Origin of the sequence: Thermoanaerobacter sp. X514 (assembly GCF_000019065.1) — a bacterium.
In the GTDB taxonomy this organism is placed as follows: domain Bacteria; phylum Bacillota; class Thermoanaerobacteria; order Thermoanaerobacterales; family Thermoanaerobacteraceae; genus Thermoanaerobacter; species Thermoanaerobacter pseudethanolicus.
Genome location: NC_010320.1, coordinates 375,592 through 392,537, shown reverse-complemented (window position 1 = coordinate 392,537; position 16,946 = coordinate 375,592). Strand labels below are relative to the sequence as shown.

17 protein-coding genes and 1 pseudogene are annotated in these 16,946 nt (G+C 33.3%); 7 read left to right on the top strand and 11 right to left on the bottom strand.

Annotated features, from left to right (window positions below; translation table 11 throughout):
• Positions 1 to 203: 203 nt before the first annotated feature.
• Positions 204 to 1,238, top strand: a pseudogene (gene ltrA / locus TETH514_RS01920) (group II intron reverse transcriptase/maturase); the annotation flags it as partial.
• Between the two features lie 175 nt (positions 1,239 to 1,413).
• On the opposite strand, the gene TETH514_RS01915 reads toward ltrA, so the two are convergent.
• From TETH514_RS01915 to TETH514_RS01905, 3 genes are all read right to left on the bottom strand, one after another.
• Positions 1,414 to 2,214, bottom strand: coding sequence for an ExeA family protein (locus TETH514_RS01915; protein WP_009051793.1), 801 nt, complete (start codon positions 2,212 to 2,214; stop codon positions 1,414 to 1,416).
• Between the two features lie 17 nt (positions 2,215 to 2,231).
• Positions 2,232 to 3,557, bottom strand: a complete 1,326-nt coding sequence (locus tag TETH514_RS01910; protein WP_009051794.1) for an IS481 family transposase — start codon at positions 3,555 to 3,557, stop codon at positions 2,232 to 2,234.
• A gap of 136 nt (positions 3,558 to 3,693) precedes the next feature.
• Positions 3,694 to 4,275, bottom strand: a complete 582-nt coding sequence (locus tag TETH514_RS01905) for a DUF6431 domain-containing protein (RefSeq protein WP_003870792.1) — start codon at positions 4,273 to 4,275, stop codon at positions 3,694 to 3,696.
• A 213-nt stretch (positions 4,276 to 4,488) separates the two neighbouring features.
• On the opposite strand from TETH514_RS01905, the gene TETH514_RS01900 reads away from it, so the two are divergent.
• The gene (locus tag TETH514_RS01900; RefSeq protein ID WP_009051795.1) at positions 4,489 to 5,577 is read left to right on the top strand and encodes a VIT1/CCC1 transporter family protein; all 1,089 of its coding nucleotides are present in this window, start codon (positions 4,489 to 4,491) and stop codon (positions 5,575 to 5,577) included.
• Between the two features lie 127 nt (positions 5,578 to 5,704).
• On the opposite strand, the gene TETH514_RS01895 is transcribed toward TETH514_RS01900, so the two are convergent.
• From TETH514_RS01895 to TETH514_RS01885, 3 genes are read right to left on the bottom strand one after another with little or no spacing between them, the layout of a single operon-like run.
• Positions 5,705 to 6,688 (bottom strand): M42 family metallopeptidase, encoded by a 984-nt coding sequence (locus TETH514_RS01895; RefSeq protein ID WP_009051796.1) that lies wholly within the window; start codon positions 6,686 to 6,688, stop codon positions 5,705 to 5,707.
• Positions 6,685 to 7,707 carry a M42 family metallopeptidase gene (locus TETH514_RS01890; RefSeq protein ID WP_003867544.1) on the bottom strand — a complete coding sequence of 341 codons (1,023 nt, stop codon included), beginning with the start codon at positions 7,705 to 7,707 and terminating at the stop codon, positions 6,685 to 6,687. The genes TETH514_RS01895 and TETH514_RS01890 overlap by 4 nt, the downstream gene beginning before the upstream one ends.
• Positions 7,698 to 8,738: a M42 family metallopeptidase gene (locus TETH514_RS01885; RefSeq protein ID WP_003867545.1), complete on the bottom strand. Its 1,041-nt coding sequence runs from the start codon at positions 8,736 to 8,738 to the stop codon at positions 7,698 to 7,700. The genes TETH514_RS01890 and TETH514_RS01885 overlap by 10 nt, the downstream gene beginning before the upstream one ends.
• Before the next feature lie 211 nt (positions 8,739 to 8,949).
• Here TETH514_RS01885 and TETH514_RS01880 point away from each other — a divergent pair, with 211 nt between their 5' ends.
• From TETH514_RS01880 to TETH514_RS01865, 4 genes are read left to right on the top strand one after another with little or no spacing between them, the layout of a single operon-like run.
• Positions 8,950 to 10,077: a hypothetical protein gene (locus TETH514_RS01880; protein ID WP_003867546.1), complete on the top strand. Its 1,128-nt coding sequence runs from the start codon at positions 8,950 to 8,952 to the stop codon at positions 10,075 to 10,077.
• Positions 10,078 to 10,086: 9 nt separating this feature from the next.
• A complete protein-coding gene (locus TETH514_RS01875; protein WP_003867547.1) occupies positions 10,087 to 10,443 on the top strand; it encodes a GntR family transcriptional regulator in 357 nt (118 codons plus the stop codon).
• Positions 10,436 to 11,026, top strand: a complete 591-nt coding sequence (locus tag TETH514_RS01870) for a hypothetical protein (RefSeq protein WP_003867548.1) — start codon at positions 10,436 to 10,438, stop codon at positions 11,024 to 11,026. The genes TETH514_RS01875 and TETH514_RS01870 overlap by 8 nt, the downstream gene beginning before the upstream one ends.
• Positions 11,026 to 11,823, top strand: coding sequence for an ABC transporter ATP-binding protein (locus TETH514_RS01865; protein ID WP_003867549.1), 798 nt, complete (start codon positions 11,026 to 11,028; stop codon positions 11,821 to 11,823). The genes TETH514_RS01870 and TETH514_RS01865 overlap by 1 nt, the downstream gene beginning before the upstream one ends.
• A 136-nt stretch (positions 11,824 to 11,959) precedes the next feature.
• On the opposite strand, the gene TETH514_RS01860 is transcribed toward TETH514_RS01865, so the two are convergent.
• The 3 genes from TETH514_RS01860 to TETH514_RS01850 all read right to left on the bottom strand — a co-directional run bounded on the left by TETH514_RS01860 (position 11,960) and on the right by TETH514_RS01850 (position 14,694).
• Positions 11,960 to 12,346: a hypothetical protein gene (locus TETH514_RS01860; RefSeq protein ID WP_003867550.1), complete on the bottom strand. Its 387-nt coding sequence runs from the start codon at positions 12,344 to 12,346 to the stop codon at positions 11,960 to 11,962.
• An 82-nt stretch (positions 12,347 to 12,428) separates the two neighbouring features.
• A complete protein-coding gene (locus tag TETH514_RS01855) occupies positions 12,429 to 13,607 on the bottom strand; it encodes a hypothetical protein (RefSeq protein ID WP_003867551.1) in 1,179 nt (392 codons plus the stop codon).
• Between the two features lie 85 nt (positions 13,608 to 13,692).
• Complete coding sequence (locus tag TETH514_RS01850) at positions 13,693 to 14,694, bottom strand: YCF48-related protein (protein ID WP_003867553.1); 1,002 nt, start codon at positions 14,692 to 14,694, stop codon at positions 13,693 to 13,695.
• 65 nt (positions 14,695 to 14,759) lie between these two features.
• Here TETH514_RS01850 and TETH514_RS01845 point away from each other — a divergent pair, with 65 nt between their 5' ends.
• Positions 14,760 to 15,707: an AEC family transporter gene (locus TETH514_RS01845; RefSeq protein WP_009051797.1), complete on the top strand. Its 948-nt coding sequence runs from the start codon at positions 14,760 to 14,762 to the stop codon at positions 15,705 to 15,707.
• Here the strand turns inward: TETH514_RS01845 and TETH514_RS01840 are convergent.
• Both TETH514_RS01840 and TETH514_RS12675 read right to left on the bottom strand, forming a co-directional pair.
• Entirely contained in the window at positions 15,693 to 16,634 is a 942-nt protein-coding gene (locus TETH514_RS01840) for an alpha/beta hydrolase (protein WP_009051798.1), read from the bottom strand. The genes TETH514_RS01845 and TETH514_RS01840 overlap by 15 nt on opposite strands.
• Positions 16,635 to 16,670: 36 nt before the next feature.
• A complete protein-coding gene (locus tag TETH514_RS12675) occupies positions 16,671 to 16,832 on the bottom strand; it encodes a hypothetical protein (protein WP_003867557.1) in 162 nt (53 codons plus the stop codon).
• Between the last annotated feature and the right edge of the window lie 114 nt (positions 16,833 to 16,946).

The window sequence follows — 16,946 nt, the reverse complement described above, 5'->3', positions numbered from 1 at the left end:
CAGTAAATCTGGCAGATATATGAGATGAAAGTTATCGTTCTTACCCGGGGAGGTCTCAAGGATAAGTCACTAAAGTGAACTCTGAAGTGACAACCCATACAGTGATGTATGGTTGAACCTTGAGAAGTCAGCAGAGGTCATAGTACTTATCTAGTCATGAATAGATAAGGAAGGGCCGAACGTTAGGAGGTTTTGGAAATCTTATGGACTCGAAAGATATGCAGAGACTGCAGACAACTCAACAAAGAGGCTATCCGTTGAATAGAGAAATGGAATTTCAAAAGACAACGGAAGTGCATAGTATATCATCGGCGTCAAAAGATAGAAGAAACGATGTACAAAGATATACCAGCAAGATGCTTGAAATGATAGTAGAACGAGGAAACATGAGAGCAGCATACAAGCGCGTTGTTGCAAATAAAGGAAGCCATGGAGTCGATGGGATGGAAGTAGATGAACTTCTACCGTATCTCAAAGAAAACTGGGCAACCATAAAACAACAACTGCTGGAGGGGAAATACAAACCACAACCAGTGCGAAGAGTAGAAATTTCCAAACCAGATGGAGGAGTAAGACTACTAGGAATACCTACAGCACTAGATAGGCTAATACAACAAGCAATAGCCCAAATACTAAATAGAGTCTACAACCATACATTTTCTGATAGCAGTTATGGATTTAGACCAGGACGCAGTGCAAAAGACGCAATAAAAGCCGCAGAAGCATATATAAATGAAGGATATACATGGGTTGTAGATATGGACTTAGAAAAGTTCTTTGACAGAGTAAACCACGACATAATAATGTCCAAACTAGAAAAGCGGATAGGAGACAAAAGAGTACTAAAGTTAATAAGAAGATACTTAGAATCAGGAGTAATGATAAACGGAATCAAAGTATCAACAGAAGAAGGAACACCCCAAGGAGGGCCATTAAGTCCCCTATTAGCAAACATAATGTTGGACGAACTAGACAAAGAACTTGAAAAGAGAGGACACAAATTCTGTCGGTACGCAGATGACTGCAACATATATGTAAAAAGCAGGTCTGCAGGAAACAGAGTAATGAAGAGCATAAAGAAATTCATAGAAAGCAAATTAAAATTAAAAATCAATGAAGCAAAAAGTGCTGTAGATAGACCATGGAGAAGAAAATTTCTTGGATTTTCATTCTACACAAAAGAAAACGAAGTAAGAATAAGTGTCAATTCTCAAATTAAATCTCCAAAGATTTTCAAATTATAATGGCATTTTTTAAGTGCATAAAAGTATTTTTTCTCAAATTATCACAGCCTGATTAAAAATTTTTTTCACTTTTTAAGAGCATAACCGCCAAAATATGTTAATATCTGTTATTGGCAATTTGGGTTAATTGAAGTATAATAAAAAATGAGAGTAGCGAAAGCTACTACTCTCATAAACTGATTTCATTTTGTGCCTGGTATATTACTTCTTCATCTATTTCTCTTAGCCTTTTAGAATACGCATAGAGAAGAGAAGCCGTTACCAGGTTATTTATTATCCTTGGCAGCCCTTTTGTTAGAGAATATATTGCTTCATATGCCGATGGTGTAAATATATCATCCATCACTCCAGCTATTTTCATTCTTGTTTTTATATAATCTTGAATTTCTTCTTTTTTTAGCCCTTGCATTACATACTTTATAGAAATTCTTTGCCTTAGTGCACTGTTTACATTCAAGGCTAGTTTGTTTCTTATGTGTGGTTGTCCTGAAAGTATCAGTATATACGGGTTTTGAGAATCCATATTAAAGTTAAATATTATTCTCAAATCTTCAAGAACATCATTAGAAACCAGTTGTATTTCATCTAATATTATGACAGGAGTTATCTTCTGGCTATAGTAAAGTTCTGTTATCGCTCTTTGTATCTGGTGAAAGAGCGTTACTTTTTTGTATGAGGGGGTTTCGCCTAAAATCATAGCCAATGCTTGATAGAATTCTCTCACTGTGAGTGTAGAAAGGGCAAAGTAACATGGTTTAAATGTAGAACGATTGAGGCTTTCAGCATATTTTCTTAATGCGGTAGATTTGCCTGAACCGGCCTCCCCAACGACAAGTCCTATACCCCTTGTTTCTTGTAAATATTTTAGCCTGGCATTTAATTCAGCAATGTCTTCACTTATGTAAAGGTCGTTTACACTTATCTCTTTAGAAAATGGATTAAATTTCATTCCAAAATATTGGGTAAACATTGTAAACACCTCTTTTTTTAATCAATGATATCATTAAAGGATATTACTGGGGAATTAGGTTTTGCCGCAAAATCCACAGTATCTTCATTTTCGCTTACAACCTTTCTGTCTTCGATATATTCTACAGGAATTTTAGCATTATCATGAAAATTTACCTTATACGCTTCCCCTACTTTTTTGCCTTCATGAAAAAGTAAAAGGGGTGTATTATCCTTAAGCCACTGCGGGTCATATCTGACTTCTAAGCGCATACCTTTAAACTTTTCTTCTGTTTCGTAAAGTATATTTTCCACTTTAAGTGTGGCATCTTTGTTTACTTTACGATTTACTCTTATGAGAAAACATTCATTCAACATATCTATGTCACCACACATATTTACCCTTGATATTTGAGACATGAAAAAATCTAAAGGACTCATGCCAATACTGCTATGTTCTTTTCGGTTGTAATCATCCTCCAGCCATTTAAAAAACATCATATTGAGCTCATCTATACTCTTTATGGATGTAGGATCTATTGTGCTTAAAAATCTCATTCTCACCGTATGAAAGAATCTTTCTATTTTCCCTTTTGAATGAGGTGAAAAGGGCTCAGCATGAATAAGAGATGTACCTAATGATGCACATATATATTCAAATTGAGTGCTTCTATATATCTTTCCATTGTCAGTGTAGAGCATTTTGGGTATTCCCCTTCTTAGCACTGCTTCTTTAAATGAGTCTCTTAAAGCTAAAAAATTCTGGGTATAGTAAAAGCGAGCATAGGTACACAGCCTGGAAGCATCATCTATATATGCAATAAGGTACGTTTGTCTCTTTGTTTTACCTTCTTTAATATATGGCCCATACATGACATCAGTCTGCCACAGTTCATTGATGAATTCATGGGAAAATCTCTTTGTTTTACCCTCTTTTTCTTTATCTAAAGATTTTACAGGAATGTTTTTCAAAAACCTATAGAATGTCGAAAGGGATACTTTATCCGGTGAGATTATTCCTTCTCCTATCAATGTCTCATAAAGAAGTTTGTTTGGCATTTCAGGATGTTCAAGCTTTTTTTGCTTTATTTTCTCTGAAAGTTCAAAGTTTATCTTTCTGTATTTGCCTCTGTCGCTTCGATAACCCGGCTTTAACGCTTCTATACCGCCTCTTAAATACTGATATAGCCACCCTCTAAGTGTCTTGGGAGTATATCTTCTCATTCCAAGATAAGGTATCTCAATAGGTTTATCGGAAAGAGCATCAAAATATTCTTTCTGATTTTTTACCTGTCCGTTTAGCACCGGACTTATCAGTGAAAATCTCTTTAATGCTATAGCTTCTCTCGCTTTTTCATCAAGCATTTATATGTTCCCCCTTCACTTTTTTGATTTCTTAATCGTAATTTTAGCTCATACCTGGGGGACATTAAAGGAAAAAGTTATGTTGCTAAGAAAAAATCAAAATTTTTATTTAAATCTTTCGGATTTAATGCTAAAATTATGTGAGAGAGGCCAGAAATGATTTTTGGCAATGAGCATAAAACCGTTGGGAGAAGAGTGGTACAATGCTTATTATGTCCAAAATCTCTCTGGCCCTCTCTCTTTGTGAGTCAGTCTCAGATAACTTTATGTAAGGGTCTATTTGCCTTAATCCGTATATGATAAAACTTAAATTATTCATTATCCTTTTGGTGTAAAAATATATATGCTGTCTTGAAAATAGTATGGTGGGAAAGTTTCTTTTTAAGTCACTTATGAAAGAACTGAGAGTTTTTTCTCTTGTAAGTGTCTCTTTTAAAGACTTTACAATCATATTGAAAGAATACTGAAAATGGGGAAGACAGAAATCAGGAAGGTAGGAAAGAGTTCTTTTACACACAGGACATATATATCTTCTTATGGCTATTTTTATACAGTTAGGTCCATCTAAATAGTAACGGTAATAAAACCCGTGCTTTTTTAGTTTTACTCTACACTTGCAATCGGGATAAGGACATCTATCTGGTGGGTCAGGAAAATTGTAATCTTTACCTTTATGTAAATATTCTTCAATGTTATCAACATGGAAAATTATTTGCATAAGTAACCTCTCCAATTAAAATTAATGCTAAAGGAATCTGAAAAAATTTTTTTAAATTCCTTTAGCATTAATTTTATCACAAGATTATTTAATCTGAAAAATTTTATCGGTTTTGGGCTAAATTAATTTGAGAAATGACAATATGGTATAATAAATATGAATTTTATTTCTGGTATTTTCGCAAAAATTATTCTCTGAAAGGATGGTTTACAAATGAATCCTATAGACCAAGCTATTAGTTTTTACAAAGAAGAAGTTGAAGCTGCTGACCTTTACACATACCTTGCGAAAATAGAAAAAAATCCACAAACTAAAAGTAATTTTGAAGCACTTGCAAAAATGGAGCATGCTCATGCAAAATTTTGGCATCAATTTTTAAAAGACAGAAATATAGAAATTCTAGAAGAAAAATTTCACAAATTTAAGCTTTTTACTTATAAAATATTGAGAACCTTAGTTGGAAGCAAATTATTCGTCACAATACTTGAGATGAATGAAATAACAAGTACCGAATCCTATTACCGCTATTTTAACGAAGCTTCTCTTACAGAAGAAGAAAAATTAATTCTCTCAAAAATCATAGAAGATGAGCTTGAACATGAAAAAATGTTTAGCAGACAAAAAGATAAATTCAACATAGAAAACATAAGAGATTTCATACTTGGAATGAACGATGGCCTTGTGGAAATCTTAGGAACTGTAACAGGACTTTCAGCTATTTATCCAAAAAGCCCCATCACCGTTGGAACCGCAGGTTTAGTAGTAGGAGTAGCTGGTGCTCTTTCTATGGCAATAGGTGCATACACCTCTGTACGGTCTCAAAGACAAGTAAATGAAGGAATAAAAAGGAAAATGGAGCTTTTATTTAAAGTCTCAAAAGACAGGGCAAAAGAAGAATTTTTAAATAAACTGTCGGAATCTGGTATACCCGAAGATGTCGGAACAGAAATCGTAGAAAAACTCAGTAACAATGAAGATGCCATGACAAACCTCTTAACTGAAGAAATTTCTGAAAACGAAATAAAATCTGCTCTATATACCGGCATTGCATACCTTGTAGGACTCCTATTCCCTGTTTTACCTTATTTTATAATCACCTCATCGTCTTTAGTAGCACTTTTATTTTCAGTGATTTTTGCAGCAATAGCACTTTCTATAGTAGGAGTTGTAGTATCTGTCGCTTCAGAAAGTCTGTCTGTCAAAGGAAAGGTCTTAGAAATGGTAGTAACAGGTCTTGGCGCAGCAGCTTTATCATATCTTTTCGGCACTTTGGTACAATATGTATTTGGCATACAAGCATAAAAGGGCAGAATCCTCTGCCCTTTTATGCTTTCTATTATCTTCCCTGCTAGCTTTTACAAGCAAACAAAAGGAGGGTTCTCTTGTCTTATAGAAAAGAACCATCACCTTGTCTGTATATTTTTACCAATCATTTCTCAAGAACTTTTTTCAAAAGTTCAATGCTTGCCTCAACGTCATTTTTATCTACCATTTCTGATACGCTGTGGACGTACCTTGTCGGAATTGATATGACACCAGCTGGTATACCGCCTTTTGTCAAATGTATAGGCCCTGCATCAGTTCCACCAAATTCAAGTATTTCCAGCTGATAAGGGATGTTGTGTTTTTGAGCTATTTCAATCATCATCTCCCTCACAGAAGGGCTTACTATTATTGACCTGTCCATCACTTTTATAGCTGCCCCTTTACCAAGAGAGACTGCCATCTTTTTCGCTTTAGGTGTATCGCCAGTTGATGTAACATCAACTGCTACAGCAAAATCTGGATGTATGTTATAGGCAGCTGCAGCTGCACCTCTTGTTCCAACTTCTTCTTGAACAGTAAAAACAAAATATACCTCATTTTTTGTCTTAAGATTTTTCAATACCTCAATTGCCACATAACAGCCTATTCTATCATCAAATGCTTTTGAGATAAGCCTATCTCCTGATTCAATAAACTCACCGGCAAATGCGGCACTATCACCTATATTTACATATTTTTGAGCCTCTTCTTTATTTTTCGCTCCAATGTCTATATACAACTTTTCAGTCTTTATCTCTTTTTTATCCTCTAAATGCTCTACTCCTATAACTCCTTGCACTCCATTTTTAAAAATTACTCTTCTTCCTATTGTCTGCTCTACAAAAACTCCCCCTATAGTAGTAAACCTTAAGAAACCCTCATCTTCTATGTGTGTAACCATAAGCCCTATTTCATCCGTATGAGCAGCTACCATTATCTTTTTTCCTTTTCCAGCTTTTTTGCATATCATATTTCCCAAAGCGTCATAAGTTATATCATCACAAAAATCCTTTACTTCCGCTTTTATAATTTCAAGCACTTTATCCTCATTTCCTGAGGGTCCATAAGTTTGTGTAAGTTTTTTTATCAATTCTATATTTAAACTCATATTAAAGCCTCCTTTTCAATATTTTTGATTATCAAATCAACCAATTTAACTGTGTTATTAAAATCTTCTAAAAAGGCTACAGAATTAAAAGAATGAATATACCTGCAGGGGACAGATACAGCAATTGTTTTTATGCCACCTTTTGTAAGATGGATTTTCCCTGCATCATTGCCGCCGCTGGCTATTCTCCTAAATTGATAAGGTACCTTATTCTCATCGGCTATTTTCGCAATTTTATCAATAAGTTTTTTATCATAAAGAGTTGTCCTGTCCATCAAAGAAATTGCAGGTCCCTTGCCCAATTCCGTAGAAACTAAATGGGGTACTGAATCAGTAACATCCGCTGCAACTGTCCCTTCCACAATTATGGCAAAGTCGGGTTCCACATTATATGCTGCAACACCTGCTCCCCTTAAACCTACTTCCTCCTCCACTGTAAAAGCTGCACAAACAGTATATTCATACTCGTTTTTCAGATTTTCTATCAGCACATTACAGCCTATTCTGTCATCCAAAGCCTTCGCTTTCACATAGCCATTTCCTAATATCTCAAAATTTGAGTCAAAATAAACATAATCTCCAGGGGAAACATGTTTTAAAGCTTCTTCTTTTGAAGTCGCACCAATGTCTATATAAAGAGAATCGAAGTCAAGAGGCTTTTGCTGTTCGTCTCTCTTTTGAAGGTGTATTGGCTTTGCTCCTATTACTCCATTTATTCCCTTTTCACCTACTTTTACTGTTTTTGCAACGAGTATTCTATTATCTACACCACCTACAGGAAAAAAACTCAAAGTCCCATCTTCATTAACTGATTTTACCATAAGTCCTACTTCATCCATATGGGCAGCTAACATTATTTTAGGTTTGTCTTTTTTGCCTTTTTTGCAGGCTATCAAATTCCCTATTTTATCTACATAAACATTGTCCACATATGGTTCAACAATACTTTTTATCTTCTCCCTTATCTCCTTCTCATCTCCTGAAGCCCCCATTATTTCTGTCAATTCCTTTAATAACATAAGTGTCCCTCCAATTCCTCTGGAAGATTGGCTATATAATAAGCTAAGAGTTTACCACTACTTATTACATCTTTCATATTTGCAGTTTCTACTGAAGTATGCATATACCTTAGAGGTATTGATACTAATCCTGTTGGCACGCCCTCTCTTGAAACCTGTATCGCCCAAGCGTCTGTTCCTGATGGACCTGGAAGCGGCTCTACTTGATAGTTTATATTGTAATTCTTTGCAGCCTCAACAAGTCCTTTGTATACTGCCGGATGAATATTAGGTCCTTTTCCAATTGCAGGTCCTTTACCTAACTCTATCTCCAGACTAACCCCTCTTGCTTTTCCATGGGTAACGTCAATAGCAATTGCAATGTCTGGCTCTACATTATAAGCGGAAGTTGTAGCTCCTCTTACTCCTACTTCTTCCTGAAGTGTAACTACTGCATATACATCATGATAATGATATAATTTTTTCAGTTCATCAAGGCATACTGCCATCACAACAATCCCGGCTCTATCATCTAAGGCCTTTCCAGAAACATAATCATTTAAAAGCTCTCTGAAGTCTCTTTTTATCGTTATAATGTCGCCAATTTTGACTAATTCCTCTACTTCTTTTTTAGGAAGTCCAACATCCACATACATATCATCTATTTTTATAGCTTTTTCCATGTCCTCAGAAGACAAAAGATGTGGTGGCTTACTTCCTATAACTCCCAACAAATCCTTTTTACCGTGAACTATAACTTCTTGGGAAGGAAGAGTCCTCTGATCAACCCCTCCTACTGTTGTAAATTTTATAAATCCTTTCTCATCAATATCTTTCACCATAAGGCCTATTTCATCTAAATGAGCTGCTAACATCACCTTGTACTTGCCTTTTGTGCCCTTCTTTTTAAAAATAAGATTGCCAAAATTGTCTTCTTTAACTTCATCTGAAATTGGTTCAAATTCTTTTTTTAAGAGGTCATAAATTCCTCTCTCATGCCCAGAAACCCCGTAGCTTTCACTAAGCTTTTTTAATAAATCCTTATAATCCATTTTCTACCCCTTCCCGTATAGTTTTATTAAACCACCTTCAAATTTTAATGATTAACCTCTACAAGTTTATTATTTCTACATAGATCTTTAAATTCCTTCTTATTTTTTCTAGCTTAAAAATTGTTTTAATAATTTTTTAAAACTCATTGACAAAAAAGTTTTATAGTGTTATATAATTATATAACAGTATAAAACTTTGGGAGGTCGTCTTATGAATCAAAATTTAATTGAAACTATTGTATTTTTAGTGGCTTTTGTAGCTTTAGTAACCGGTTTTATTTTCCTGTTCTCAAGCAAAACTTCAAATTTGCCCATTGTAAAAACTTTTAAAGAAAGTGCCACTATAAGAGTAGCTGCATCAGGAGTTAGCATCTTATTAGCTTGGATTTCTCCATGGATTTCTTTAAAAGTATTGCTTTTTATTTTATCTTTTGTACTTTTAATAAGTATCTTCCCTATAAGAAAAGGGCTATCTTCTTCACTTTCAATTGTTTTACTCGTATTATTTATAATGGTAATTACCGTACCAATTTTAGGAATGGGTTTATTTTTTACTAATGTTAAGACAAAAACTATAAAAGACAATGGCACAAAAATTGATATTCCAGGTATTCATATTAATATTCCTCCAATAACTATCCCGAATAGTTCTAATTATGACTTACGCCCTCATGAAAATTTTCTGCCGGATAAATCAATTTCAGTAAAAGACATAGATAGCATATCTATTAAAGTCTCCTCAGAAATTGAGTTGGAACTTGTTGAGGGCGATACTTTGTCTTATTCTTCTCGATTGATAGAAACCGGAGATAATAAAGTTTTACATTTAGAAGAATTTTCCCCTATAAAAAATTCTACTTATGTTATAAAATTAGGTACATCACTTGAAAAAAACCTTGATATTGATTGTACATCAGTCAAGATAATTGGTAGTGGAAACATTAAAGACATTCATATAAACTCTGTTGGAACTACAATAAATGCTGATATTGTATCAGAAAATAACATTTATATAAACACTGTTGGTTTTGACTTGAATGGCAAATTAAAAGGTAAAAACTTAAATCTCAATACTACAGGGAGTAACATAAAAGGAGAATTAGATTTTGATAAAATCATATTAGACGCCACTGGTGTAAATATTGATATAAAATCAAAATTTAATAATTTTAATATAAATGCCACTTCTTTAAATGGAACACTTGAAATTTTAAATACTTCTGATGAAACTGGTGAATTTTATATAGATGCAACAGGCGGTTCTTTAAAAATTATAAACAAAAGCAAAGCTCCTATCGACATAAAAAATTTAGGCATTATAAAATTAATCAGAGAGTGATGGTGCAAAATGCTAAGAAAAGTAGATAAACACAGTGGAGTGCCTGCATATTTACAAATAGTAAACATGATAAAATCAGAAATTTTATTAGGTAACCTTCAAAAAGGCAGTCAACTTCCATCTATCAGAGATTTACAGGTGATATTTGACGTAAATATAAATACAGTTATAAAAGCTTTAGAAAAATTAAAAAACGAAGGATATATAGAGTCAGAGCAAGGCATAGGATATTTTATAAAGAAAGACATTGATGTAGAAGAAGGTGTAATAAAAATTATAAGAGAATGTGTCACAAAATTGAAAAACAGTCGTATAGACTATTATACTTCTATGTTAATTTTTGAGGAGGTCTGGAAAAATGAATGAAGTGATAAATAAAATGGATATTTATATACAGAAAGAATTAAAGGAGAAAACTGTAAGAATACTTTTTCTTACTTTTCTACTATTCATACCAGTAATATTAATCAAAACAATTGCACTTTTGTTTTTATCTGCCACTTTTATAGTGTATGATATAAAGCATCAAAATGCAGAACTTTTATACTTCCTACCTTTTTCTAAAAAAGAATTGTTCCTTTACAATCTCATTTTTTTAAGCCTCGTTGTGATTGTGACCTCTGCTATTGAAGGAATATTTTTAGAAGGCCCTTTTATAAATAAATTTGAGCCTATTTTGAGAAGTTTAATACTTTTACTTGCAATATTTGGACTTCAAATGACTTTTTCAGGCTTTGAGATGGATGGATTAGGTTGGAGCGCTTTTATAGTTTTCTTAGATGCACTTTTCGGATATATGGGCACAACAGATATTAATAGCTTTGCCTTCAATCCTTACAGCCTGATAAGTTTTACTCGGCAGGGAAATTTACCTCTGTCCTTAATATTCTCGTCCCTCATTTGTCTCTTAGGCTTTTGGTCATATGTAATAAAAGGCGGTGAAAATTAATGTACACATTAGAAGTAAAGAATCTAAGTAAACAAATTGATGGAAAACAAATACTCTCCAATGTAACTTTTAAAGTAGAAGAAAGAGAAATAATGGCACTTGTGGGTCCAAACGGTGCAGGAAAAACCACAACATTAAAATGCATAATGAACGCAGTAAAAAAGGATTCAGGCGAAATATTCATATTCGAAAAGCCTTTTCACCCTTCTATAAAAAAAGATATAGCGTTTGTTACAGAACACAGAAAAGTCTTTAACAACTTACAACTGGCAGACTATTACAAACTGTACAAAACTCTGTATCCATCATGGGATGATATGTTTTTTAAAAACTTTCTCTCCCGATATGGCTTTAACTTAAATGAAGAGATGCAAAAATTCTCAAGGGGTCAAAAAACCCTTATATTAGCGATATTAGCTTTTTCAACAAATGCAAAACTCATAATACTGGATGAGCCTACACAGCACCTTGACCCGGCTGCTAGGTTTGAACTTATAGAAATAATAAAGCAATACGTCAATGAAAAGAAGGGCACTATTTTACTTTCTTCTCATGAAATATTTGAATTAGAAGAATACGCCACAAGTTTTGCCATAATAAAAGATGGAAAAATACTATATACAGATTCCATTGATGAAGCGAAACAAAAACACAGAATAGTTAGCCTAAATGAAAACATAAAAGGGGCAAAAGTAATCGCAGTAATGAATAACGAAGTTTTAGTACAAACTGAAGAAGATATAGGTGAATATCCCCGCTTAAATCAAATAATTGTAGGCTACTTAAAAAGTACCTAATAAACAAGGTAACAATAAGAAATTTAAATTGATTTTCCTATAAAACATCTATTTGATTCTCCCCCTCTGAGATGTAAATCTAGCTCAGAGGGGTATTTTCACAGTTGGTGTACCAATTTATTTTTAAAGCTATTTCTTACTTCTTGCTGACTATAAAAATCAATGAATATCCTGCTACCACAGATAGTGCATTAATAACATGTCCTAGTACATAAGAAAGGTCCAATAAGATGGGATAAAAATACAAAAAAACTACTGCAAATAAGGGTAAAATAAAAGCCAATAGACATTTATAATTTATCATCCAATTCCCTTCTTTCTTTGTTTCACTTAAAAAGAAAGGAATTGTTAATAATATTCCTAAAACGAAATAAAAAATTAAATTACCCCACACAAGTATTATTTGGTTGTATGTAACTTCTGAAATACGGATTATCTTTTGTAACAATATGTTACCTACCATTAAATAAATATATATTAGCAATATAAAAAATATCTTAAACTCTACATTTTCTTCTTTCATTAACACTCTCCCTTTCTTTTATTTTTATAAAAAAGAATACCTCTGTGTTATTGTAATACTTTTCAATTCTTTTAATTTAATATCAATTTACATATCCATTATTTAACATCAACACCCATTCACTACTAGTCTCCCTATGAAGTGTTACCCATGAAGTAGAAACATATCCATGCAAAATATCCGTTCTTACAGGTAGCCAACCATAACTTGTCCCACCCGATGTTGAAGCTAAAGCCCACACTGTTTTATTATCTATAAATTGAATTTGAAATGTACCTTGAGGAATATTTAGTTTTTCCCATGTATTTCCTCCGTTATTTGTTTTAAATAATTCATCTTCAAATAAAACATACCAGTTTTCTTCATCTACTACATAAACCTCTTTGGGGGAATTCTTGGATACAAAAGAAGCCTTCTCTTTCCAACTATTCCCATTATCCTTGCTTACTAAAAACACTTCCTCAAAATCCCCTCTCACATCATCAAATGCAGATATTGGCCAAATGATTTCACCATCAACAAGTTTAAGAGAATATACAGAAATATATTCTTCATCAAATCTTGAAAGCAGTGGAATAATTTTTTTATTCCATGTATATCTTCCATCAGTGGTCATGTATAAACTAGATTTTCCTGGTTCACACCTTTCCACTGTAATAAAACCCGTTTTTACATCAGGCAAAAAAACAAAGCTCTTTTTCTCCCCTTCATATGGAAGTGGATTAGGAGATGCTGAAGTACTGTTAGGCAATTCTCCTTCGTGAATGAGAGTCCATTTATTGTTTATTAATTTATAAACATCCACAGGCACATTCCCAGACGCAGGCCCATATTCCTTAAGGGCCCAACCTTGATATTCTCCACCGGAATTTATAAAAAATAATTTACCCATACCAAAAGGCACTTCATCAGCATCCCAGTTTTTACCTCTATCTTCCGTCTTATAGAGAGTCTCATTAGAATAAAGTATCCAAGCATGATCAGAATCCATAAAAAACCATTCACGAATGTCACCTATGGCAGAAGTCAAAGCAGTCACCCATGTAGTGCCTCCATCATTTGTAATAAATACTTTATTTTCTCCCATATTTTCTCCCATATTTTCTCCAATAGCCCATCCATTATTTCTATCTATCATTTGGAAATATTGAAAATTAGGAATTAGTTTGTGAAACGTATTACTCTCCTTAACCTCTCTTTTTGTTTGGCATCCGCCAAATAACAAAGTTAAAATTATCAAAATTACAAGAGCTTTTTTCATTCCTCACCAAAACCTCCCATAAATTCTTCTACCAACATTATGCCATTATTTCGTTTGTCAGATATTACAAATTGGTTACAAATTATTAATTCTTTCTTAATCTCCACGTATTACCCCCATCTATTGTTTCATAAACTAAAATATGTTTTTCTAATTTATTATCTTTATTAGGCCCATAAATCTCTAAAATCAATTTTCCATTTTTACTATCAGTAAATACAGGTACATTTGCAGAAGAGAGATAACAATTTTTATAACTCTTGGGTATAGATAATTTTATCTGTGACCAGGTTTTACCTCCATCTGTTGTTCTAAACAGTATTGGGTCAGGAGCTAAGTTATTTGAAATACTAATCCATCCATTATTTTTATCATAAAATTTCATATTTGAACGATTTGCCGCACTATATATCCCATCATAGTTCTTTTTGCCTGTTATATTCACATTTTCCCACGTCTTACCTCCGTCATTGGTTTTCAATAAATAGTTTATCTGCATTCCTGCACCATTCATTGTGGTCAAAATCCAACCCTCTTCAGGAGTAACAAATTGAAGAACTGATATAGCTTCTCCATATTTGCCGATTTCAAATTTAAATATATCCCAATTTAAACCTCCATCTGTCGTTTTAAGTATATGTAATGTTTGGGGGACAATCCATGCTATCCACACATTATTATCCATAAAGTAAGGTACTATATTCTCAGCATCTTTATAAGCACTCTCAGGAATTTTATCAACTGGGATATAAATTTGTGTCCATGTTTTACCCCCATCATCACTTTTATACAATTGCAAATCCTCCAAGGATGAAATCTTATTATCTTTGAAACTCCATCTCCATTTTTCATTTTGGATATCATTAGGAGTAACATCTTCACTTACATTTTGGTTGGGGGGCTTTGCTAAATTACCATGATTTTTGACATTAATCTGGCACCCACTAAAAAATAAAGTTAAAATTAACAAGCCAATAAATATTTTTTTCATACTTACTCCTCCTAAAACTTCTTTAACAACATTATACATCCAGTTGATCTTTTTGTTGTTACATATAATATCTTCCCTCTTTGAAATTTTTATCATTTTATGTTATCCTTAATAAATAAGTCTAACACAGTGCTATATTCTCTCATAAGGAGGCTCTTTTGATGGAAACTTTCTTCTCTGCAGTTCAGGGAGTTTTAATAATTGTATTTATATTAGCACTTGGCTATTATCTATCAAAAATAGGGTGGTTTGATAAATCAACATCAGACCTTTTTGCAAAGCTTGTAATTAATGTATCTTTACCTCTTAATATGATTGTAAACATTTCTACAACTTTTTCTAAAGAACAACTAGAACACTCAGTAAGAGGACTTTTAATTCCGTTTTTATCTATACTTCTATCCTATATAGTGGCTTACATATTTGCTGAAACTTTTAAAATAAAAAAGGGAAGAAAAGGTGTTTTTGTAGTGATATTCTCCCTCTCAAATACTATTTTTGTTGGACTACCTATGGCTCAAGCTCTTTTTGGAGATATAGCAACACCTTACGCGCTTTTATATTACATGGCAAACACTACAATATTGTGGACTTTAGGAGTATATAGTGTTATAAGAGATGTAAATGGAAAAGAAAGAAACGTTGAAAACTGGGATACAATAAAGAGAATATTCAATCCTCCTCTTTTAGGTTTTATAATAGGAGTAATTTTTGTGCTTGCAAATATTTCTCTTCCAAAATTTCTCTTTGAAAGCTTTAGAATGATTGGAAATCTCACTACTCCTTTATCAATATTCTACATTGGCATAGTCATTCATGAAATGGGTTTTGATAAATTTAAACTTAACAAAGATGTTGCTCTGGTTTTTATTGGAAGATTCCTAATAACTCCTGCCCTTGTATTGCTTCTAAACATATTCATCCCTGTGCCAAAGCTTATGAGAGATGTATTTGTCATAATGTCAGCAATGCCTGTGCTGGTAAACTCTGCAATTATAGCAAGAGTTTACGGAGCAGATTATGAATTTGCCACAAGTATGATCACATATACAACAATATCCAGTGTCGTTATAATGCCCTTTTTGATGGTCTTACTACGAGTAATTTAATACTCTCTTTCCAATCCATGTAAGAATATCTTCATAAACCTTTTCCCTCTCTACTTCATTGAGAAGTTCATGCCTTTTCCCCAAATAAAGCTTCATATCAACCCGTTTTAATCCCATGCTCTTGTACAGCTCATACAACCTCCTTACCAATTTACCGTATTCACCGACAGGGTCTTCTTCTCCTGAAATAATAAATAAAGGTAAATCCTTCGGTATTTTAACTAACCTCTGAGTCTTAAATATATTTAAAAGCCCTCTAAAGAAATAATAAAAAAATCCCGCTGTAAAGACGCCGCCACAATAAGGGTCTTCTTCATATTTTTTAACCTCTTCCTTATCCGTTGAAAGCCATTCAAATTTGCTCAAATTATCTCCTTTTATTTTTTTATTGTAACTTCCAAACGTTAATTTATCTAAAACTTTGCTCCTCTTTTTCTCACCAAAAAGTGTTTTTTCGACAAAAGCCAAAGCATAACCAAATCTAAGAGGCAATTCCTTAACTGCAGAGGAACCGCTCAATATAACGCCATTAACTTCTTTGCCATACCTTATCATAAACTCTTGAGCCACAAAAGATCCAAAACTATGGCCAAATATAACAATGGGAAGATTTCCGTATTTTTCTTTCAAAAACTTCATTATCAGATATTCATCTTCTACTATCTTATTAAAGCCATCTTTTCCTATGTAACCTACATTATCCAGGCTCCCTGCTGTTTTCCCGTGACCTCTATGGTCATCGGCACATACTACAAATCCTTTTTCATTCATATAACGGGCAAAATTTTGGTATCTTCCCCCCTGTTCAGCCATTCCATGAAATACCTGAATAATACCCCTGGGAATTTCCTCTGGCACCCAAAGATGAAGGTATATATCTGCCCCATCCTCCCCTTTTATAAAAAAACCGCTATAATTACCTGCCATTTTGCTCCCCCTCTTCACACTTTTTTACAATAATATTTATTCTATAAAAATTTCATTTAACCTGCTAAATTTTACAAAGAAAATTTCCATTGGCAGCCCCAAAAGGTCTTTTTCTTTAAAATTTGTAGGGAAAGAGCATATATTTCCCTCTTTCTTAATAGCCAAAATCCCTGTTGCAAGTAAAATCAAAGCATCCACTATATCGTCTCTTCTTAAGCCTTTAAACTTAAAAAGCGTAAACTATTCATAAAATATCCATTAATACTATCCATTTGAGCTTTATAATTCTGGATAACTTTATAGTGTTGCAGG

Bases quoted from the DNA above. Each gene is read 5' to 3' on its own strand.
- TETH514_RS01915 (WP_009051793.1), bottom strand. From the start codon at position 2,214: ATGTTTACCCAATATTTTGGAATGAAATTTAATCCATTTTCTAAAGAG.
- TETH514_RS01910 (WP_009051794.1), bottom strand. From the start codon at position 3,557: ATGCTTGATGAAAAAGCGAGAGAAGCTATAGCATTAAAGAGATTTTCA.
- TETH514_RS01905 (WP_003870792.1), bottom strand. From the start codon at position 4,275: ATGCAAATAATTTTCCATGTTGATAACATTGAAGAATATTTACATAAA.
- TETH514_RS01900 (WP_009051795.1), top strand. From the start codon at position 4,489: ATGAATCCTATAGACCAAGCTATTAGTTTTTACAAAGAAGAAGTTGAA.
- TETH514_RS01895 (WP_009051796.1), bottom strand. From the start codon at position 6,688: ATGAGTTTAAATATAGAATTGATAAAAAAACTTACACAAACTTATGGA.
- TETH514_RS01890 (WP_003867544.1), bottom strand. From the start codon at position 7,707: ATGTTATTAAAGGAATTGACAGAAATAATGGGGGCTTCAGGAGATGAG.
- TETH514_RS01885 (WP_003867545.1), bottom strand. From the start codon at position 8,738: ATGGATTATAAGGATTTATTAAAAAAGCTTAGTGAAAGCTACGGGGTT.
- TETH514_RS01880 (WP_003867546.1), top strand. From the start codon at position 8,950: ATGAATCAAAATTTAATTGAAACTATTGTATTTTTAGTGGCTTTTGTA.
- TETH514_RS01875 (WP_003867547.1), top strand. From the start codon at position 10,087: ATGCTAAGAAAAGTAGATAAACACAGTGGAGTGCCTGCATATTTACAA.
- TETH514_RS01870 (WP_003867548.1), top strand. From the start codon at position 10,436: ATGAATGAAGTGATAAATAAAATGGATATTTATATACAGAAAGAATTA.
- TETH514_RS01865 (WP_003867549.1), top strand. From the start codon at position 11,026: ATGTACACATTAGAAGTAAAGAATCTAAGTAAACAAATTGATGGAAAA.
- TETH514_RS01860 (WP_003867550.1), bottom strand. From the start codon at position 12,346: ATGAAAGAAGAAAATGTAGAGTTTAAGATATTTTTTATATTGCTAATA.
- TETH514_RS01855 (WP_003867551.1), bottom strand. From the start codon at position 13,607: ATGAAAAAAGCTCTTGTAATTTTGATAATTTTAACTTTGTTATTTGGC.
- TETH514_RS01850 (WP_003867553.1), bottom strand. From the start codon at position 14,694: ATGATAAAAATTTCAAAGAGGGAAGATATTATATGTAACAACAAAAAG.
- TETH514_RS01845 (WP_009051797.1), top strand. From the start codon at position 14,760: ATGGAAACTTTCTTCTCTGCAGTTCAGGGAGTTTTAATAATTGTATTT.
- TETH514_RS01840 (WP_009051798.1), bottom strand. From the start codon at position 16,634: ATGGCAGGTAATTATAGCGGTTTTTTTATAAAAGGGGAGGATGGGGCA.